Below are 16,249 nucleotides of genomic sequence, written 5' to 3' on the forward strand. Positions count from 1 at the left end.
TCACACGTCCAGGAAGCGGACGTCCTTGGCGTTGCGCTGGATGAAGGAGCGGCGGGCCTCGACGTCCTCGCCCATCAGCACGGAGAACAGCTCGTCGGCGCGGGCGGCGTCCTCCAGGGTGACCTGGAGCAGCAGCCGGTGCTCGGCGTCCATGGTGGTGACCCGGAGCTCCTCGGCGTTCATCTCGCCGAGGCCCTTGAAGCGCTGGATCGCGTCGTCCTTGGGGAGCCGGCGCCCGGCCTCGACCCCGGCGGCGATCAGCGCGTCGCGCTCGCGGTCGGAGTAGGCGTACTCGAAGTCGTCCTTGCCCCACTTGATCTTGTACAGCGGCGGCATGGCGAGGTAGACGTACCCGGACTCGACCAGCGGCCGCATGAAGCGGAAGAGCAGGGTCAGCAGCAGGGTGCGGATGTGCTGACCGTCGACGTCGGCGTCGGCCATCAGCACGATCTTGTGGTAGCGCAGCTTGGAGTCGTCGTAGTCCTCCTGGATGCCGCAGCCGAAGGCCGAGATCAGCGCCTGGACCTCGGTGTTCTGCAGCACCTTGTCGATCCGGGCCTTCTCGACGTTCAGGATCTTGCCGCGGATCGGCAGGATGGCCTGGGTGCGCGGGTCGCGGCCCTGCTTGGCCGAGCCGCCGGCGGAGTCACCCTCGACGATGAAGATCTCGCACTCGGACGGGTCCTTGGACTGGCAGTCCGAGAGCTTGCCCGGCAGCGAGGCGGACTCCAGCAGGCCCTTGCGGCGGGTGAGGTCGCGGGCCTTGCGGGCGGCGACGCGCGCCGTGGCGGCCTGGATGGACTTGCGGATGATGTCCGCGGCCTCGTTGGGGTTGCGGTCCAGCCAGTCGTTCAGGTGCTCGTTGACGACCTTCTGGACGAAGGTCTTCGCCTCGGTGTTGCCGAGCTTGTCCTTGGTCTGGCCCTCGAACTGCGGCTCGCCGAGCTTGACCGAGATGATCGCGGTCAGACCCTCGCGGATGTCCTCGCCGGAGAGGTTGTCGTCCTTCTCGCGGAGCAGCTTCTTGTCGCGCGCGTAGCGGTTGACCAGGCCGGTCAGCGCCGCGCGGAAGCCCTCCTCGTGGGTGCCGCCGCCGTGGGTGTGGATGGTGTTGGCGAAGCTGTAGACACCCTCGGTGTAGGAGGAGTTCCACTGCATCGCGATCTCCACCGAGATCGCCTTGTCCTTGTCCTCCGCCTCGAAGTCGATCACCGAGGGGTGGATGACCTCGCCCTTGCGGGAGTTGAGGTGGGCGACGAAGTCGGCGATGCCGCCGTCGTACTTGTACGTGACGGTGAGCGGCTTGCCCTCCTCGTCCACGTGCTCGGGGCGCTCGTCGGTCAGCGAGATCGACAGGCCCTTGTTGAGGAAGGCCATCTCCTGGAAGCGCCGGGAGAGCGTCTCGAAGGAGTAGACCGTCGTCTCGAAGATGTCCGGGTCGGCCCAGAAGGTCACCGTCGTGCCGGTGCGGTCGGTCTCCGCACCCTTGACCAGGGCGGCGGTCGGCGCGCCCATCTTGTAGTCCTGGGTCCAGATGTTGCCGTCCTTGTGGATCTCCACCGAGAGCCGGGTGGACAGCGCGTTCACGACCGAGACGCCGACGCCGTGCAGACCGCCGGAGACGGCGTAGCCGCCGCCGCCGAACTTGCCGCCCGCGTGCAGGACGGTGAGCACGACCTCGACGGCGGGCTTGTCCTGGCCGGGGACGATGTCCACCGGGATGCCACGGCCGTTGTCGACGACGCGGATCGCGCCGTCGGCCATGATCGTGACGTCGATGGTGTCGGCGTACCCGGCCATCGCCTCGTCGACGGAGTTGTCCACGACCTCCTGCACCAGGTGGTGCAGGCCGCGCTCACCGGTGGAGCCGATGTACATGCCGGGGCGCTTGCGGACGGCGTCGAGGCCTTCCAGCACCTGGATGTTGCTACCGGTGTAGGAAGCCTGGTCGGTGGTCTGGTCTGGGGTCTGGCTGGGGTTGCCGGAATCGGCCACGAAGCGCCCTCTCTGGCACAGCACGGGCCGCAATCCCGCCCCGGGCGGGCGAGCGTGCGACCACGGCGTTTCGACTCGGTTGCCACTAGCAACAGTGTTTGGCTTTCAGTCTACCGGTACGACTGACAGAGATGGGCGTTTGGCAGCCCTTGAAGGCAGATACGCCGCCCTGAATCCCCTCTGCACGTGTCCCGATACTCGACCCGGGGGCCTGAGGCGCCTGGAAGGGCCGTCAGGGGTTCCGGAAGATCGTGGTCCGATCCCGGCCCGGGACCGAACGGCGCCGGCGGGGGTCAGCCCCAGGTGTCGCCCGGGCCCTTGCTCCCGGGCGCGCGCAGCCGGCCGTACCCGCGGACCGGCGCGGCCGGGCCGAGCACCTTGATGGTCCGGACCGTTCCGTGGCCCAGCTCGTGGTTCAGGCGGGCAACCAACTGGCGCACCAGCCAGCGCAGTTGGGTGGCCCACGCGGTGGAGTCGCACTGCACGGTGAGCACCGCGTCCGCCTCGTCGTAGGAGGAGGGATGGCAGTGCGCGGAGATGTCCGGGCCGACGATCTGCGGCCAGCGCCCCATCACCCCGCCGACCGCGGCCGAGGACTCCCAGCCGCGCTCCGTCAGCAGCCGGTTCAGCGCCGCGCCCAGCGGCACCGGGTCGCGACCGTCGGAGCGGGCGCCGCTGCGCAGCCCGTGCCGCTTCGCCTCGCGCTTCTGCTGGACCTGCTCACCGCGCTGACGGGCCTGGGCGCGGGCCGCCCGCAGGGCGGACCGGGCGAGGTCGGCCCCGGTGGGCGCGGCGGCGCCGGGGCCGGGGGAGGTCTCCGCCGACTCGCTCACGGCGATCTCCTTTCCCCAGCCTGTGGACAACCCGATGAGCCGTCCAGCCTACGGGAGCGCACGGACGCCGGGCGTCGGCGCGTGCCGTGCCGCAGGTCACGGGTGACGGGTCGCGGGTGCGTACGCGCTGCCGGTGCGGTGCGGGCCGGCGGACGGGATCAGGCGTCGATCCGGCGGACGGCCCCGTCGGAGACCGCGAACCGGGCGCCCGCCAGCGCCTTCGGCACGTCCTCGGCCACCGCCGCGGTCACCAGCACCTGCTCGCCGCCGGCCACCAGCTCGGCCAGCCGGTCCCGCCGGGCGGCGTCCAGCTCGGCGAACACGTCGTCCAGGATCAGCACCGGCTCACCGCCGTCCGCGCGCAGCAGCTCGTACGAGGCCAGCCGCAGCGCGAGCGCGAACGACCAGGACTCGCCGTGGCTGGCGTAGCCCTTGGCGGGCATCGGGCCGAGCTTGAGCACCAGCTCGTCGCGGTGCGGGCCGACCAGGGTGATCCCGCGCTCCACCTCCTGCTTGCGGACCGCCTGCAGCGCCTGCAGCAGCTGCTCCTCGGCCTGCTCGCGGCTGGTCGGCAGCTCGCCCTCGAAGGAGCTGCGGTACTCCAGCGCGGTCTCGCCGCCGTTCGGGGCCAGTTGGCCGTAAGCAGCCGTCACCAGCGGCTGCAGGGCGGCCACCAGCTGGATCCGGAAGGCCGTCAACTCGGCTCCGGCACGTGCCAGATGGCCGTCCCAGACCTCCAGGGTGGACAGGTCGGCACCCTTGCCGCCGCCGGCCCGGCGGGCCATCGCGGCGGTCTTCAGCAGGGCGTTGCGCTGCTTGAGTACCCGCTCGTAGTCCTGGCGGACCCCGGCCAGCCGGGGCGCGCGGGCGGTCAGCAGCTCGTCCAGGAAGCGCCTGCGCTCGCCCGGATCGCCCTTGACCAGGCTGAGGTCCTCGGGGGCGAACAGCACGGTGCGCAGCAGGCCCAGCACGTCGCGCGGGCGGACGTTGTCGGAGCGGTTGATCCGGGCCCGGTTGGCCTTGCCCGGGGTGAGTTCCAGCTCGATCAGGGTGGAGCGGCCGCGGTCCACCACCGAGGTGCGGATCACCGCGCGTTCGGCGCCCAGCCGGATCAGCGGGGCGTCGGTGGCGACCCGGTGGCTGCCCAGGGTGGCGACGTAGCCGATCGCCTCGACCAGGTTGGTCTTGCCCTGGCCGTTGGGCCCGACGAAGGCCGTCACGCCCGGGTCGAGGGGAACCTCGGCCCGGGCGTACGACCGGAAGTCGGCGAGCGACAGGTGCGCGACGTGCATGGCTGTGGACTGCGCTCGCCTTCTGTGAACAGACCTGTGGAGAACCGCGTGGACTACTTCGACTCGACCGCGTGGCCGCCGAACTGGTTGCGCAGCGCGGCGATCATCTTCATCTGCGGCGAGTCGTCCTGGCGGGAGGCGAAGCGGGCGAACAGCGAGGCGGTGATCGCCGGCAGCGGCACGGCGTGGTCGATCGCGGCCTCGACGGTCCAACGGCCCTCGCCGGAGTCGGCGGCCCAGCCGCGCAGCTTGTCCAGGTGCTCGTCCTCGTCCAGGGCGCGGACGGCCAGGTCCAGCAGCCAGGAGCGGATGACGGTGCCCTCCTGCCAGCTGCGGAAGACCTCGCGCACGTCGGTGACCTCGGGGGCGGCCTCCAGCAGCTCCCAGCCCTCGGCGAAGGCCTGCATCATCGCGTACTCGATGCCGTTGTGGACCATCTTGGCGAAGTGGCCGGCGCCCACAGCACCCGCGTGCACCGAGCCGAAGTCGCCCTCGGGCTTGAGCGCGTCGAAGACCGGCTGCACCCGGGCGACGTGCTCGGCGTCGCCGCCGTACATCAGCGCGTAGCCGTTCTCCAGGCCCCAGACGCCGCCCGAGACGCCGCAGTCGACGAAACCGATGCCCTTGGCCGCCAGCGCCTCGGCGTGCTTGATGTCGTCGGTCCAGCGGGAGTTGCCGCCGTCGACCACCACGTCGCCGGGGGAGAGCAACTCGGCCAGCTCGTCGACGGTCGCCTGGGTCGCGGCACCCGCCGGGACCATCACCCAGACCACGCGCGGGCCCTGGAGCTTGGTGACGAGCTCCTGCAGGCTCTCGACGTCGGAGATCTCCGGGTTGCGGTCGTATCCGACGACGGTGTGGCCGGCGCGGCGGATCCGCTCGCGCATGTTGCCGCCCATCTTGCCGAGACCGATGAGGCCGAGCTCCATGACCAAATCCTTACTGTGGGGACGTGCCTGGCGGCGGCGCCGTTGCCGCACTCCCCGAGCCTACGCTTCCGACCGCTACGGGCTCCGCGCGGTCGGGCCGACCGGGGGAGACGTCCACAGGCTGTGCACAGCGGGTGTGCACAGCCTGTGGGTGACCGCGGCGGGTCGGCACCCGGCCCGAGCGGAGGGATCAGCCGGAGAGGCGGACCGGCATGATCAGGTACTGGTAGGCCTTGTCCTCCTCGGCGTCCACCGAGACCTTGCCGCTGAGCAGGGCCGGCTTGGTCGGGGTGGTGAAGCTCAGCTGGGCGAACGGGGAGTCGATGGCCTTGAGGCCCTCCTCCAGGTAACCCGGGTTGAAGGCGATCGAGATGTCGTCGCCCTCCAGGTCGGCCTCGATCCGCTCGGTGGCCTGGGCGTCGTCGCCCGAACCGGCCTCCAGGGTCAGCACGCCCTGCTCGAAGTTGAGCCGGACCGGGGTGTTGCGCTCGGCGACCAGCGAGACGCGCTTGAGCGCCTCCAGGAAGGGCTGCGTCTGGATCGCGGCGACCGCGCTGAACTCGGTCGGGAAGAGGCTGCGGAACTTGGGGAACTCGCCCTCCAGCAGCCGGGTGGTGGTCCGGCGGCCGGCGCCCTCGAAGCCGATCAGGCCCTCGCCCGCGCCGCCCGAGGAGAGCGCGATCGAGACGGTGTCGCCGCTGCCCAGGGACTTGGCGATGTCCTGCAGGGTCTTGGCGGGCACCAGGGCGACCGCGGAGATGTCCGACTGCTCGGGCTTCCACAGCAGGTCGCGGACGGCGAAGCGGTAGCGGTCGGTGGCGGCCAGGGTGATCCGGTCGCCCTCGATCTCGACCCGGACGCCGGTGAGGACCGGCAGGGTGTCGTCCCGGCCGGCGGCGACCGCGGCCTGGCTGACGGCCGAGGCGAAGACGTCGCCGGAGACGGTGCCGGTGGCGGTCGGCATCTGGGGCAGCGCCGGGTACTCGTCCACGGGCAGGGTCGGCAGGGTGAAGCGGGAGCTGCCGCAGACCACGCTGACCCGCTGGCCGTCGGTGGAGATCTCCACAGGCCTGTTGGGAAGGTTGCGCGAGATGTCGTTGAGCAGGCGACCGGAGACCAGGACGGTGCCGGCCTCCTCGACGTCCGCCTCCAGCTCGACCCGGGCCGAGACCTCGTAGTCGAAGCCGGACAGCGCCAGGCTGCCCTCCTGCGCGGTCAGCAGCAGGCCGGCCAGCACCGGCACCGGCGGCCGTGCCGGGAGGCTGCGAGCAGCCCAGGCCACCGCCTCCGCGAGGACGTCACGCTCCACCCGGAACTTCACCGGTAACCGCCTCCTGGATCGAGCGCTCCCGCTCGCACTCTGGTTCGTCTGATCTTGATCGTCGGTCCGCCTGTCCGCCGAGCTCTGCCACTCCGCTTCCAGTCGCCAAGGACAGTCTGACGTACTCCGCCGACAGACGGGGCAGACGGGCGGAAGCGAACCCGAACAGGTGTCGGGGAGCGGCTGTCCACAGATTTCGGGCCCACCCACTTTGAAAGCAGGTTCACGGTCTATCTGTGTAGCGGTAGTAGTAGGGCCTGTGGAAACCGTGGATAACCCCGTTTCCGCAGGTCAACGCCCGGATTTTGTCCACAGTGCGTGTGGACGGCGGCTGTGGACGGGCAGGCCGCGCTGTGGACAGCCGAGCGTTACCCACAGGGCACGCTGGGTATCCACAGGTTATCCCCAGGACTGTCCCCAGATCCGGGCCCGGTTATCCACGGGCGCCGGTCAACTTTTCGTGACGCCTTTCACACCAGGGTATGAACGGCAGCTCACGGTTGTCGAACTGTGGACCCCGCTGTGGACAACCTGGGGATAACCGCCCCGGCCCTGGGGACAACCGGTGGATAACCCGAACGGCCCACTGGCGGCCCGTCAATTGTCCACACCCTGTGGATAACCGTTGTGCACAAGTCCACAGGCACCTGACCTGCGCGGAAGAGCGTAGCGGCGACGAGCCTGTGGACGAATTCTGGATAACTCCGGACTCCCCAGCCTGTGGACCGTGCAGAAGGCGCCCGTCCTGTGGACAACTGCCCTGCGCGCCCTCGGTTTTCGAGTCACCGGTCAGTTGTTCGGCGCGGGCTGTGGACTGGTGGGCCGTCCGTTGCCCGATCCCTGCCCGGCCGGGGTCCGGCGCACACCTTCGGGGATGCGAAAAGGGCGTCAGGATGGCTCCTGACGCCCTTTTCCGGCCGGCGGGCCGACGGGCCCGACTCGGTGGTGCCGACTAGCTCTTGATGCGGTTGGTGAGTTCGGTGACCTGGTTGTAGATGGAGCGCCGCTCGGCCATCAACGAGCGGATCTTGCGGTCCGCGTGCATCACCGTGGTGTGGTCTCGGCCGCCGAACTGCGCGCCGATCTTCGGCAGCGACAGGTCGGTGAGCTCCCGGCACAGGTACATGGCGATCTGGCGGGCGGTCACCAGCACCCGGCTGCGCGAGGAACCGCAGAGGTCGTCCACGCCCAGGCCGAAGTACGCGGCGGTCTGCTGCATGATGACCTGCGCGGTGATCTCCGGGCCGGCGTCCTCGTCCCCGCCCGGGATCAGGTCCTTGAGGACGATCCCGGCCAACTCCAGGTCCACCGGAGCCCGGTTGAGGTTGGCGAAGGCGGTGACCCGGATCAGCGCGCCCTCCAACTCCCGGATGTTGCGGGTGATCCGGGACGCGATGAACTCCAACACGTCGGCGGGAGCGTTCAGTTGCTCCTGGATCGCCTTCTTGCGCAGGATCGCGATCCGGGTCTCCAGCTCCGGCGGGGTGACGTCGGTGATCAGGCCCCACTCGAAGCGGTTGCGCAGCCGGTCCTCCAGCGTGGTCAGCAGCTTGGGCGGCCGGTCCGACGAGAGGACGATCTGCTTGTTCGCGTTGTGGAGGGTGTTGAAGGTGTGGAAGAACTCCTCCTGGGTGGACTCCTTGCTCGCCAGGAACTGGACGTCGTCCACGAGCAGGATGTCCATGTCCCGGTAGCGGCGGCGGAAGGTGTCCGCCTTGCCGTCCCGGATCGAGTTGATGAACTCGTTGGTGAACTCCTCCGAGGACACGTAGCGCACCCGGGTGCCCGGGAAGAGGCTGCGCGAGTAGTGCCCGATGGCGTGCAGCAGGTGGGTCTTGCCCAGCCCGGACTCGCCGTAGATGAAGAGCGGGTTGTACGCCTTGGCCGGGGCCTCGGCGACCGCCACCGCCGCCGCGTGCGCGAAGCGGTTGCTGGCGCCGATGACGAAGGTGTCGAACAGGTACTTGGGGTTCAGCCGGGCGGCCGGCTCGTCCTTGCGCGAGCCGCCGGCCGGGGGAGCGCCGGGCGGGGCGGGCACCCCGGGGACGGCGGGGCGCTCGGCGGACCGCTCCGGGGCGGCCTTCTCGGCCGGGCGGCCGCCGGCGAGCCGGGAGCCGTGTCCGCGTCGGCCCGCGCCGGTGCGCGGCTGCTCGCCGGGACCGGGGCCGTACGCGCCGCCGAAGAGGTCGCCCTGGGTGGTGGAGGGCGGGCTGGGCAGGGGCCGCGGCGCCGGGCGGGGCGCGGGCTCCTCGGGCTCGTGGTACGGCGCCTGGGGCTCCTGGTAGCCGGGCCAGGGCTGGGCCGGCTGGGCGCCGTAGGGCGCGGGGCGGTGCTCGTAGCCGCCGGTGTCGTAGCGGGGGCGCTCGTAGTCCTGTTCGTACGGCTGCTGCTGGTAGCCCTGGTCGCCGTAGCCCTGGTCCTCCTCGGCCGGGCCCGGGTACGGCTCGGTGGGGGCCTGGGCGACGGGTGCGGTGGGCACGGCGTTGGCGTCGACCATCACGGCGATCCGGACCGGACGACTGAGCTCGCGGCTGAGCGCGTCGGTCAACTGGGGCAGCAGCCGCCCCTCCAGCACCTGCTTGGCCCGCTCGTTCGGGGTCGCCAGCAGGGCGGTGTCGTGCATCATCCACATCGGCTGGGTGCGCTGCACCCACTGTTTGTCCATCTCCCCGACGTCGGGGTCGCTGACCAGCCGCTCGACGACCCTCGCCCAGACCGGGACGAGGTCGCTGTTGACATCAGCCACTGGTGCACGCTTTCCAAGAACAAACCAGACAAGTTCTGCAACGGTAGTCAGCGAACAGGGACGGATCAAGTCGTTGTCCACAGGCTGTGGGTAAGTGGCCTCCCGAGGGCTGGTTTGACCCTCGCGCCCCGTCCCGCGTACCGTAACCAGGTCGAGTTGTCGATGGCCGCTGCCGCATGTCCGCGGGTCCACCCGCTCCATAAGGCGCGCAGCACGGGCGCCGTGGATTGCCTCAGACCCCAGCCGAACTGGGGCGATGGGCCGGATTTCCGAATCAGGGGAGATCACGCGGACGCACGGTGACGGCCAAGCGACCCCCCGTCATCCTACGATTCACCTCAGGAGCCCCCGAGTGAGCAAGCGCACCTTCCAGCCGAACAACCGTCGTCGCGCGAAGACCCACGGCTTCCGGCTGCGTATGCGTACCCGCGCCGGCCGCGCCATCCTGGCTGCCCGCCGTGGCAAGGGCCGCGCCAGCCTGTCCGCCTGATCCACGCCAGAGTCTGTTGTGCTGCCCTCCGAGAATCGGCTGCGGCGGCGCCAGGACTTCGCGACCGCGGTGAAACGCGGTCGCCGGGCCGGCCGGCCCCTTCTGGTCGTCCATCTCAGCAGAGACGGTGACCCGCAGGGGCAGACCGACCGGACCAGCGACTCCCGCCCGCACGTCGCCGAGGGGACTCCTTCGGCGCGTGCGGGTTTCGTCGTGAGCAAGGCCGTTGGCCCGGCGGTCGTTCGCAATCTGGTCAAGCGCCGGTTGCGCCATCTCGTCCGTGATCGTCTGTCCAGGCTGCCCGCCGGTAGCCTGATAGTGGTGCGTGCGCTGCCCCAGGCCGCGACCGCCTCGTACCAGGACCTCGAACGTGACCTGGACGCGGCGCTGAAGCGGCTGCTGAGGGCCGAGCCCGCCGCAACGGCGCCGACGGGAGCAGGGCGATGAAGTACCTGCTGATGGGTCTGATCAGGGTCTACCAGTGGACCATCAGCCCACTGCTCGGTCCGGTCTGCCGTTACTACCCCTCCTGCTCGCACTACGGCTACGAGGCCGTCAAGGTGCACGGAGCGGTCAAGGGCGGCGGACTGACCGTCTGGCGCATCCTGCGCTGCAACCCCTGGTCGCCCGGCGGGGTGGACCACGTTCCGCCGCGCAAGCACCCGGTGTGGCACCGCCGGCTGCGTGATCTGCTGAGCCCCAAGAGCGGGACCGCCGAGCCGGAGCCGGTGGCGAAGCCCGATGTCCAAGGAGTCTGACCGGTGACCTTCGGTTTTCTGAGTCCCCTCTACACGGCGGTGTCCTGGATCATCGTCCAGTTCCACTCGCTGTACAGCCACGTCTTCGATCCGGACGGCGGCTGGGCCTGGGGTCTGGCCATCGCCTCGATGGTGGTCGTCATCCGGATCTGCCTGATCCCGCTCTTCGTGAAGCAGATCAAGGCGACCCGGGCCATGCAGGCGATCCAGCCGAAGATGAAGGCCATCCAGGAGCGCTACAAGAACGACCGGCAGCGCCAGTCCGAAGAGATGATGAAGCTGTACAAGGATGCGGGTACCAACCCGTTTTCCAGCTGCCTTCCCATCATCGTCCAGGCGCCGTTCTTCACCGCCCTCTACGGTGTGCTGTCCAAGGTCGCCAACCACCACGACATCGGTGTGATCCACGGCTCCCTGCTGGTGAGCGCCGGCAAGGCGCACATCTTCGGCGCCCCGCTCTCCGCGACCTTCGTCAGCAGCCCCGAGACCAGCGTCAAGATCGTCACCGCGGTGATGATCATCATGATGTCGCTGTCGCAGTTCGTCACCCAGCGCCAGCTGATGACCAAGAACGTCGACCTCACGGTCAAGACGCCGTTCATGCAGCAGCAGAAGATGCTGATGTACGTCTTCCCGGTCATGTTCGCCGTCATGGGCATCAACTTCCCGGTGGGTGTCCTGGTCTACTGGCTGACCACCAACGTCTGGTCGATGGGCCAGCAGCTGGTCGTCATCCGCAACAACCCGACCCCGGGCAGCAAGGCCTTCCAGGAGCGCCAGGCGCGTCTGAAGAAGGCCGGCCGCCTGCGCGCGGACGGTACGGAGATCAAGGGCGCGCTCTGGGGCATGCTGCCCCCGTCCAAGGCGGCCATCGCCGAGGCGGCCTCCGCCGCCACCGTGGTCGAGGACTCGGTCCGGGCGAGCCGCCAGCAGCCCCGCCGCCAGACCAAGGCCCAGCGCCAGCACGGCGGTGCCGCCCAGGCGGCCGAGCCGAGCGAGAGCACCCCGGTCGAGCAGCCCTCCGAGGAGCCCGTCGCGACCGACTCCGGCGCCGAGCCGGCAGCCGGCAAGCAGACCGTGGCCAAGCCCGGCGGCACCAAGCAGGGCACCCGGCAGCAGCCCAAGCGCGGCGGCCAGCGGCCGAAGAAGAAGTCCTGACCGGCCCCTGGCCTCGTTGTGGCAGCTGCGAAGAGCTTCGTTCCCCGCCCGCCAGCCGGGCCCATCTCCGAAGGAGTCCATCAGTGACGGAAGGCACCACCTCCGCCGTCGAGACCGAGGCCGCCGCCGGCGCGGACGAGAATCTCGTCACCCGCCTGGAGCAGGAGGGTGACATCGCGGCCGACTACCTGGAGGGTCTGCTCGACATCGCGGACCTCGACGGTGACATCGACATGGACGTCGAGGGCGACCGCGCCCTGGTCTCCATCGTCAGCGACGGCAACGACCGCGCGCTGCAGCGACTGGTCGGCCAGGACGGCGAGGTGCTGGAGGCCCTGCAGGAGCTGACCCGGTTGGCTGTCCACCGGGAGACCGGTGAGCGCAGCCGCCTCATGCTGGACATTGCCGGCTTCCGGGCCCGCAAGCGCGAGGAGCTGGCCGCGCTCGGCGCCGAGGCCGCCGAGCAGGCCAGGAGCACCGGCGAGCAGGTCAAGCTGCGGCCGATGACGCCGTTCGAGCGCAAGGTCGTCCACGACGCGGTCGCGGCCGCCGGTCTGCGCAGCGAGTCGGAGGGCGAAGAGCCCCAGCGGTGCGTGGTCGTGCTGCCGGTCTGAGGCCGGCGGATCGATGACCGGTCGCCGCGGCGGCCGGTGAGCCTTACCGGACGCGACCCCGTCCGCCTCGTGCGGGCGGGGTCGTTGTTCCTTCTGGGATGTTTCACGTGAAACAGTGCGTTGAGCGGGTCGGTGGATCCGGAGATCGGAGAGGTCGAGATGGACACGGAGAGCGCGGCCGCCGGCCGTCCGGGGGCGGACGTGAACCCTGACGCCGAGGGGCGGGCCGCCGAGGCGGCCGAGACGTCCGAGGCGCCCGAGCTGGACGTGCTGGCCGAGGCGCCGGCCGCCGCCCGGGAGGTCTTCGGCGACCGCTTCGACGCCGCCGTCCGCTACACCGAGCTGCTGGCGACCGCGGGGGTCCGACGCGGGCTGATCGGCCCGCGCGAGGTGCCCCGGCTGTGGGACCGCCACGTGCTCAACTGCGCGGTGCTGGCCGAACTGCTGCCCTCCGGGTCCACCCTGTGCGACGTGGGCTCCGGTGCCGGCCTGCCCGGCATCCCGGTGGCCCTGGCCCGTCCGGACGTCTCGGTGACCCTGCTGGAGCCGCTGCTGCGCCGGACCACCTTCCTGGAGGAGGTCGTCCGGGAGCTGGCGCTGGAGAACGTCACGGTGCTGCGCGGCCGCGCCGAGGAGATGGTCGGCAAGCTCGCGGTGGACGTGGTGACCGCCCGGGCGGTGGCGCCGCTGGACCGGCTGGCCGGCTGGGGCATGCCGTTGCTGCGCCCGCACGGGCAGATGCTGGCGCTCAAGGGCGACAGCGCCGAGCAGGAGCTGGCCGACTCGCGCGCCGGGCTGGCCAAGCTGGGCGCCGTCGAGTGGACCGTGATCTCGGTCGGCGAGGGCACCCTGGAGACCTCGACCCGGGTGGTCCAGGTCAAGGCGGGGGAGAGCCCCGGCGGCGTGAAGGCCGCGACCCGGCGCGCCAAGGTGGCCCGGGCCGGTCGCAACGCCGGCGCCAGGAACGGCACCGCCGGCCGGGGCGGTCGGCGCCGCGCCCGCTGACCCCGGAACAGCCGCTACGACGGGCGGACGGTCCTCCTCGAAGGGGAACCGTCCGCCCGCGTCGTTCAGGTGACGGGCGGGCCGACAGTCGGACATCGGAGTGTCGCAACGTCAGATTTCCGACATAGCGGGCATGGTGTTTCGCGTGAAACGTCGCTCCTTGCTCTCCGACAGCTTCGATTGGCGGCCCCGCCGCGGGCTCGGCCTCTTCCGGGCGGCGACTGTTGCCGCTCCGGTTTCACGTGAAACACTGAGCCCCATGCAGGACTCGGAGACCATCGACCAGATCGATGACACGCCCATCGCACGGGCTGCCCAGGCTGCGGTTCAGGCGATCGGCCGAGCGGGGGAGGGGCTGCCCCGGCCCGCCGCCACCCGGGTGATCGTGGTCGCCAACCAGAAGGGCGGGGTGGGGAAGACCACCACCACCGTGAACATGGCGGCCTCACTGGCCATGCACGGGCTGCGCGTCCTGGTGGTCGACCTCGACCCCCAGGGCAACGCCTCCACCGCCCTCGGCATCGACCACCACGCCGAGGTGCCGTCCATCTACGACGTCCTGGTCGAGGGCAAGCCCATGGCCGACGTGGTCCAGCCGGTCGTGGACGTCGAGGGGCTCTTCTGCGTGCCCGCCACCATCGACCTGGCCGGCGCGGAGATCGAGCTGGTCTCGCTGGTGGCCCGGGAGAGCCGGCTGCAGCGTGCCATCGCCGCCTACGAGCAGCCGCTGGACTACATCCTGATCGACTGCCCGCCCTCGCTGGGCCTGCTGACGGTCAACGCCCTGGTGGCCGGCCAGGAGGTGCTGATCCCGATCCAGTGCGAGTACTACGCGCTGGAGGGCCTCGGCCAGCTGCTGCGCAACGTCGAGCTGGTGCGCGCGCACCTCAACCCCGCGCTGCACGTCTCGACCATCCTGCTCACCATGTACGACGCCCGGACCAGGCTGGCCGCCCAGGTCGCCGAGGAGGTCCGGACCCACTTCCAGAACGAGGTGCTGAGCACGGCGATCCCGCGCTCGGTCCGCATCTCGGAGGCGCCCAGCTACGGGCAGACGGTGCTGACCTACGACCCGGGTTCGACCGGGGCGCTGTCGTACCTGGAGGCCGCCCGCGAGCTCGCGCTGCGCGCGGTCGGCCAGGGCGGCGGCTCGCTGGTGGGCCAGCAGCGGGGCGGCAGCGGTACGGGGCACGGCGCCCCGGTGGCACAGCACGGTACGACGGAGGGTCATCAGTGAGTGGTCGCAGGGGTCTCGGACGAGGGCTGGGGGCGCTGATCGGCCCGGCCGCGCCGGCGGACGGCGGGGCGGCGCAGCCGGTCGCGGCCACGCCCGCGCCGGCCTCGGTGGCGCCGACCGGCGCGACGTCGCCGGCCTCGGTGCCGGTGCTGCCGGGCGGTCGCGCCACGGTGGCGGCCCGGGCGGCCGTCGGGCGGCGGCCGGAGCAGCCGGCGCCGGTCCCCGGTGCCTCCTTCGCCGAGCTGCCGCTGGACGTGATCACCCCCAACCCGCGCCAGCCGCGCGAGGTGTTCGACGAGGACAAGCTGGCCGAGCTGGTCGCCTCCATCAAGGAGGTGGGCCTGCTCCAGCCGATCGTGGTGCGCCAGGTCGAGGCCGGGCGCTACGAGCTGATCATGGGCGAGCGCCGCTGGCGGGCCTCCCGTGAGGCGGGCCTGGAGCGGATCCCGGCGATCGTCCGGGCCACCGAGGACGACAAGCTGCTGCTGGACGCCCTCCTGGAGAACCTCCACCGGGCGGAGCTGAACCCGCTGGAGGAGGCGGCCGCCTACGACCAGCTGCTGCGGGACTTCTCCTGCACCCACGAGGAGCTGGCCGACCGGATCGGCCGCTCGCGCGCGCACGTCTCCAACACGCTGCGGCTGATGAAGCTCCCGGCGTCCGTCCAGCGTCGCTTGGCGGCCGGCACGCTGGCGGCCGGGCACGCGCGGGCGCTGCTTCCGCTGACGGATCCCGAGGCCCAGGAGAAGCTGGCCACCCGGATCATCGCCGAGGGCCTCACGGTGCGCAACGTCGAGGAGATCGTCCTGCTGATGCGCACGGAGGAGCCGCAGGAGGCGAAGCGGCAGACGCCGAAGGCGGGCAAGCTCATCTCCCCGGCCTTCAACGACCTGGCGAGCCGGCTGTCGGACCGCTTCGACACCCGGGTCAAGGTCGAGGTGTCGCAGCGCGGCGGCAAGCTGGGCAAGGGCAAGGTGGTGCTGGAGTTCGGTTCGGTGGAGGACCTCAACCGGATCCTGGACAGCATGGCCCCGGGCGAGGACGGTCTGCGGCTGTCGCAGGGCTGAGCCCGTCCGGACCGAGGGCGACGACCCGATGGGTGCATGTGCCACGTGAGCGCTGTTTCACGTGAAACATGCACCCATCGGCGTTCGTGGGGGAATGCTCGACCCTGAGAGGGAGGAGGAGGTACGGGCCATGGGACGCCGGATCGCTCCGCTGACGCTGGACAACCTCGCGGACCTGCCGACGGACTGCCGCTCCTGCGTGTTCTGGGAGCTGGACCCGGTCAGCGCCAAGGAGGCGGTGGAGTCGGGGAAGCCGGAGCTGGAGAAGGAGGGGTGGATCTCCGCGGTGCTGCTGGAGTGGGGGTCCTGCGGCCGGATCGTCTACGTGGACGACCAGCCGGCCGGTTTCGTGCTCTACGCGCCGCCCGCGTACGTGCCCCGCTCCCAGTCCTTCCCGACCAGCCCGGTCTCGCCGGACGCCGTTCAACTGATGGTCAGCCGGGTGCTGCCCGGCTACCAGCGGCAGGGGCTGGGCCGGGTGCTGGTGCAGACCGTCGCCAAGGACCTGCTGGGGCGCGGGGTGCGGGCGATCGAGGCCTTCGGCTCGGCGGGCCGGGTGCCGACCAGCTGCGTGCTGCCGGCCGACCACCTGCTCGCGGTCGGCTTCAAGACCGTACGGCCGCACCCGCGCTACCCGAGGCTGCGGTTGGAGGCCCGGACCACCCTGTTCTGGCGCGGAGACGTGGAGGGGGCGCTGGAGCGGCTGCTCGGCGGCGGGCGGAAGGAGCCGGCACTGCGGCCGTTCTGACCGGCGCCGCGGAACGGTGGTGCCGCAGAACGGCGGCGGGGCTCCCCGAGTGGGGA

The 16,249-nt window shown here is 71.0% G+C and carries 15 protein-coding genes; 9 read left to right on the forward strand and 6 right to left on the reverse strand.

Annotated elements, in window-relative coordinates:
- From gyrB to dnaA, 6 genes are all read right to left on the reverse strand, one after another.
- Window positions 1–2,019, reverse strand: coding sequence for a DNA topoisomerase (ATP-hydrolyzing) subunit B (gene gyrB / locus ACFV1W_RS06510; protein ID WP_380413681.1), 2,019 nt, complete (start codon window positions 2,017–2,019; stop codon window positions 1–3).
- A gap of 269 nt (window positions 2,020–2,288) precedes the next feature.
- Window positions 2,289–2,828 (reverse strand): DUF721 domain-containing protein, encoded by a 540-nt coding sequence (locus ACFV1W_RS06515; RefSeq protein WP_380413683.1) that lies wholly within the window; start codon window positions 2,826–2,828, stop codon window positions 2,289–2,291.
- A 158-nt stretch (window positions 2,829–2,986) separates the two neighbouring features.
- The gene (recF, locus tag ACFV1W_RS06520; RefSeq protein WP_380413685.1) at window positions 2,987–4,120 is read right to left on the reverse strand and encodes a DNA replication/repair protein RecF; all 1,134 of its coding nucleotides are present in this window, start codon (window positions 4,118–4,120) and stop codon (window positions 2,987–2,989) included.
- 53 nt (window positions 4,121–4,173) lie between these two features.
- Complete coding sequence (gene gnd, locus ACFV1W_RS06525) at window positions 4,174–5,049, reverse strand: phosphogluconate dehydrogenase (NAD(+)-dependent, decarboxylating) (protein ID WP_380413687.1); 876 nt, start codon at window positions 5,047–5,049, stop codon at window positions 4,174–4,176.
- 190 nt (window positions 5,050–5,239) lie between these two features.
- On the reverse strand, window positions 5,240–6,370 hold the full coding sequence (dnaN, locus tag ACFV1W_RS06530; RefSeq protein ID WP_360242831.1) for a DNA polymerase III subunit beta: 1,131 nt from the start codon (window positions 6,368–6,370) through the stop codon (window positions 5,240–5,242).
- A 952-nt stretch (window positions 6,371–7,322) separates the two neighbouring features.
- Window positions 7,323–9,116: a chromosomal replication initiator protein DnaA gene (dnaA, locus tag ACFV1W_RS06535; protein ID WP_380413689.1), complete on the reverse strand. Its 1,794-nt coding sequence runs from the start codon at window positions 9,114–9,116 to the stop codon at window positions 7,323–7,325.
- Window positions 9,117–9,468: 352 nt separating this feature from the next.
- On the opposite strand from dnaA, the gene rpmH reads away from it, so the two are divergent.
- From rpmH to ACFV1W_RS06580, 9 genes are all read left to right on the forward strand, one after another.
- Complete coding sequence (gene rpmH, locus ACFV1W_RS06540; RefSeq protein ID WP_030059672.1) at window positions 9,469–9,606, forward strand: 50S ribosomal protein L34; 138 nt, start codon at window positions 9,469–9,471, stop codon at window positions 9,604–9,606.
- Window positions 9,607–9,624: 18 nt separating this feature from the next.
- Window positions 9,625–10,053: a ribonuclease P protein component gene (gene rnpA / locus ACFV1W_RS06545; RefSeq protein ID WP_380413691.1), complete on the forward strand. Its 429-nt coding sequence runs from the start codon at window positions 9,625–9,627 to the stop codon at window positions 10,051–10,053.
- On the forward strand, window positions 10,050–10,364 hold the full coding sequence (gene yidD, locus ACFV1W_RS06550; RefSeq protein ID WP_188307180.1) for a membrane protein insertion efficiency factor YidD: 315 nt from the start codon (window positions 10,050–10,052) through the stop codon (window positions 10,362–10,364). Before rnpA ends, yidD begins: the two co-directional genes overlap by 4 nt.
- Window positions 10,365–10,367: 3 nt before the next feature.
- A complete protein-coding gene (gene yidC / locus ACFV1W_RS06555; RefSeq protein WP_380413693.1) occupies window positions 10,368–11,522 on the forward strand; it encodes a membrane protein insertase YidC in 1,155 nt (384 codons plus the stop codon).
- Between the two features lie 83 nt (window positions 11,523–11,605).
- Window positions 11,606–12,136: a protein jag gene (locus ACFV1W_RS06560; protein WP_380413694.1), complete on the forward strand. Its 531-nt coding sequence runs from the start codon at window positions 11,606–11,608 to the stop codon at window positions 12,134–12,136.
- 159 nt (window positions 12,137–12,295) lie between these two features.
- Complete coding sequence (gene rsmG, locus ACFV1W_RS06565) at window positions 12,296–13,141, forward strand: 16S rRNA (guanine(527)-N(7))-methyltransferase RsmG (protein ID WP_380413695.1); 846 nt, start codon at window positions 12,296–12,298, stop codon at window positions 13,139–13,141.
- A 286-nt stretch (window positions 13,142–13,427) separates the two neighbouring features.
- The gene (locus ACFV1W_RS06570; RefSeq protein WP_380413713.1) at window positions 13,428–14,378 is read left to right on the forward strand and encodes a ParA family protein; all 951 of its coding nucleotides are present in this window, start codon (window positions 13,428–13,430) and stop codon (window positions 14,376–14,378) included.
- Window positions 14,375–15,445 carry a ParB/RepB/Spo0J family partition protein gene (locus ACFV1W_RS06575; RefSeq protein ID WP_380413697.1) on the forward strand — a complete coding sequence of 357 codons (1,071 nt, stop codon included), beginning with the start codon at window positions 14,375–14,377 and terminating at the stop codon, window positions 15,443–15,445. The genes ACFV1W_RS06570 and ACFV1W_RS06575 overlap by 4 nt, the downstream gene beginning before the upstream one ends.
- Window positions 15,446–15,575: 130 nt before the next feature.
- A complete protein-coding gene (locus ACFV1W_RS06580; RefSeq protein ID WP_380413698.1) occupies window positions 15,576–16,193 on the forward strand; it encodes a GNAT family N-acetyltransferase in 618 nt (205 codons plus the stop codon).
- Window positions 16,194–16,249 lie beyond the last annotated feature (56 nt).

The organism is Kitasatospora sp. NPDC059648, from assembly GCF_042734825.1.
GTDB lineage: Bacteria > Actinomycetota > Actinomycetes > Streptomycetales > Streptomycetaceae > Kitasatospora.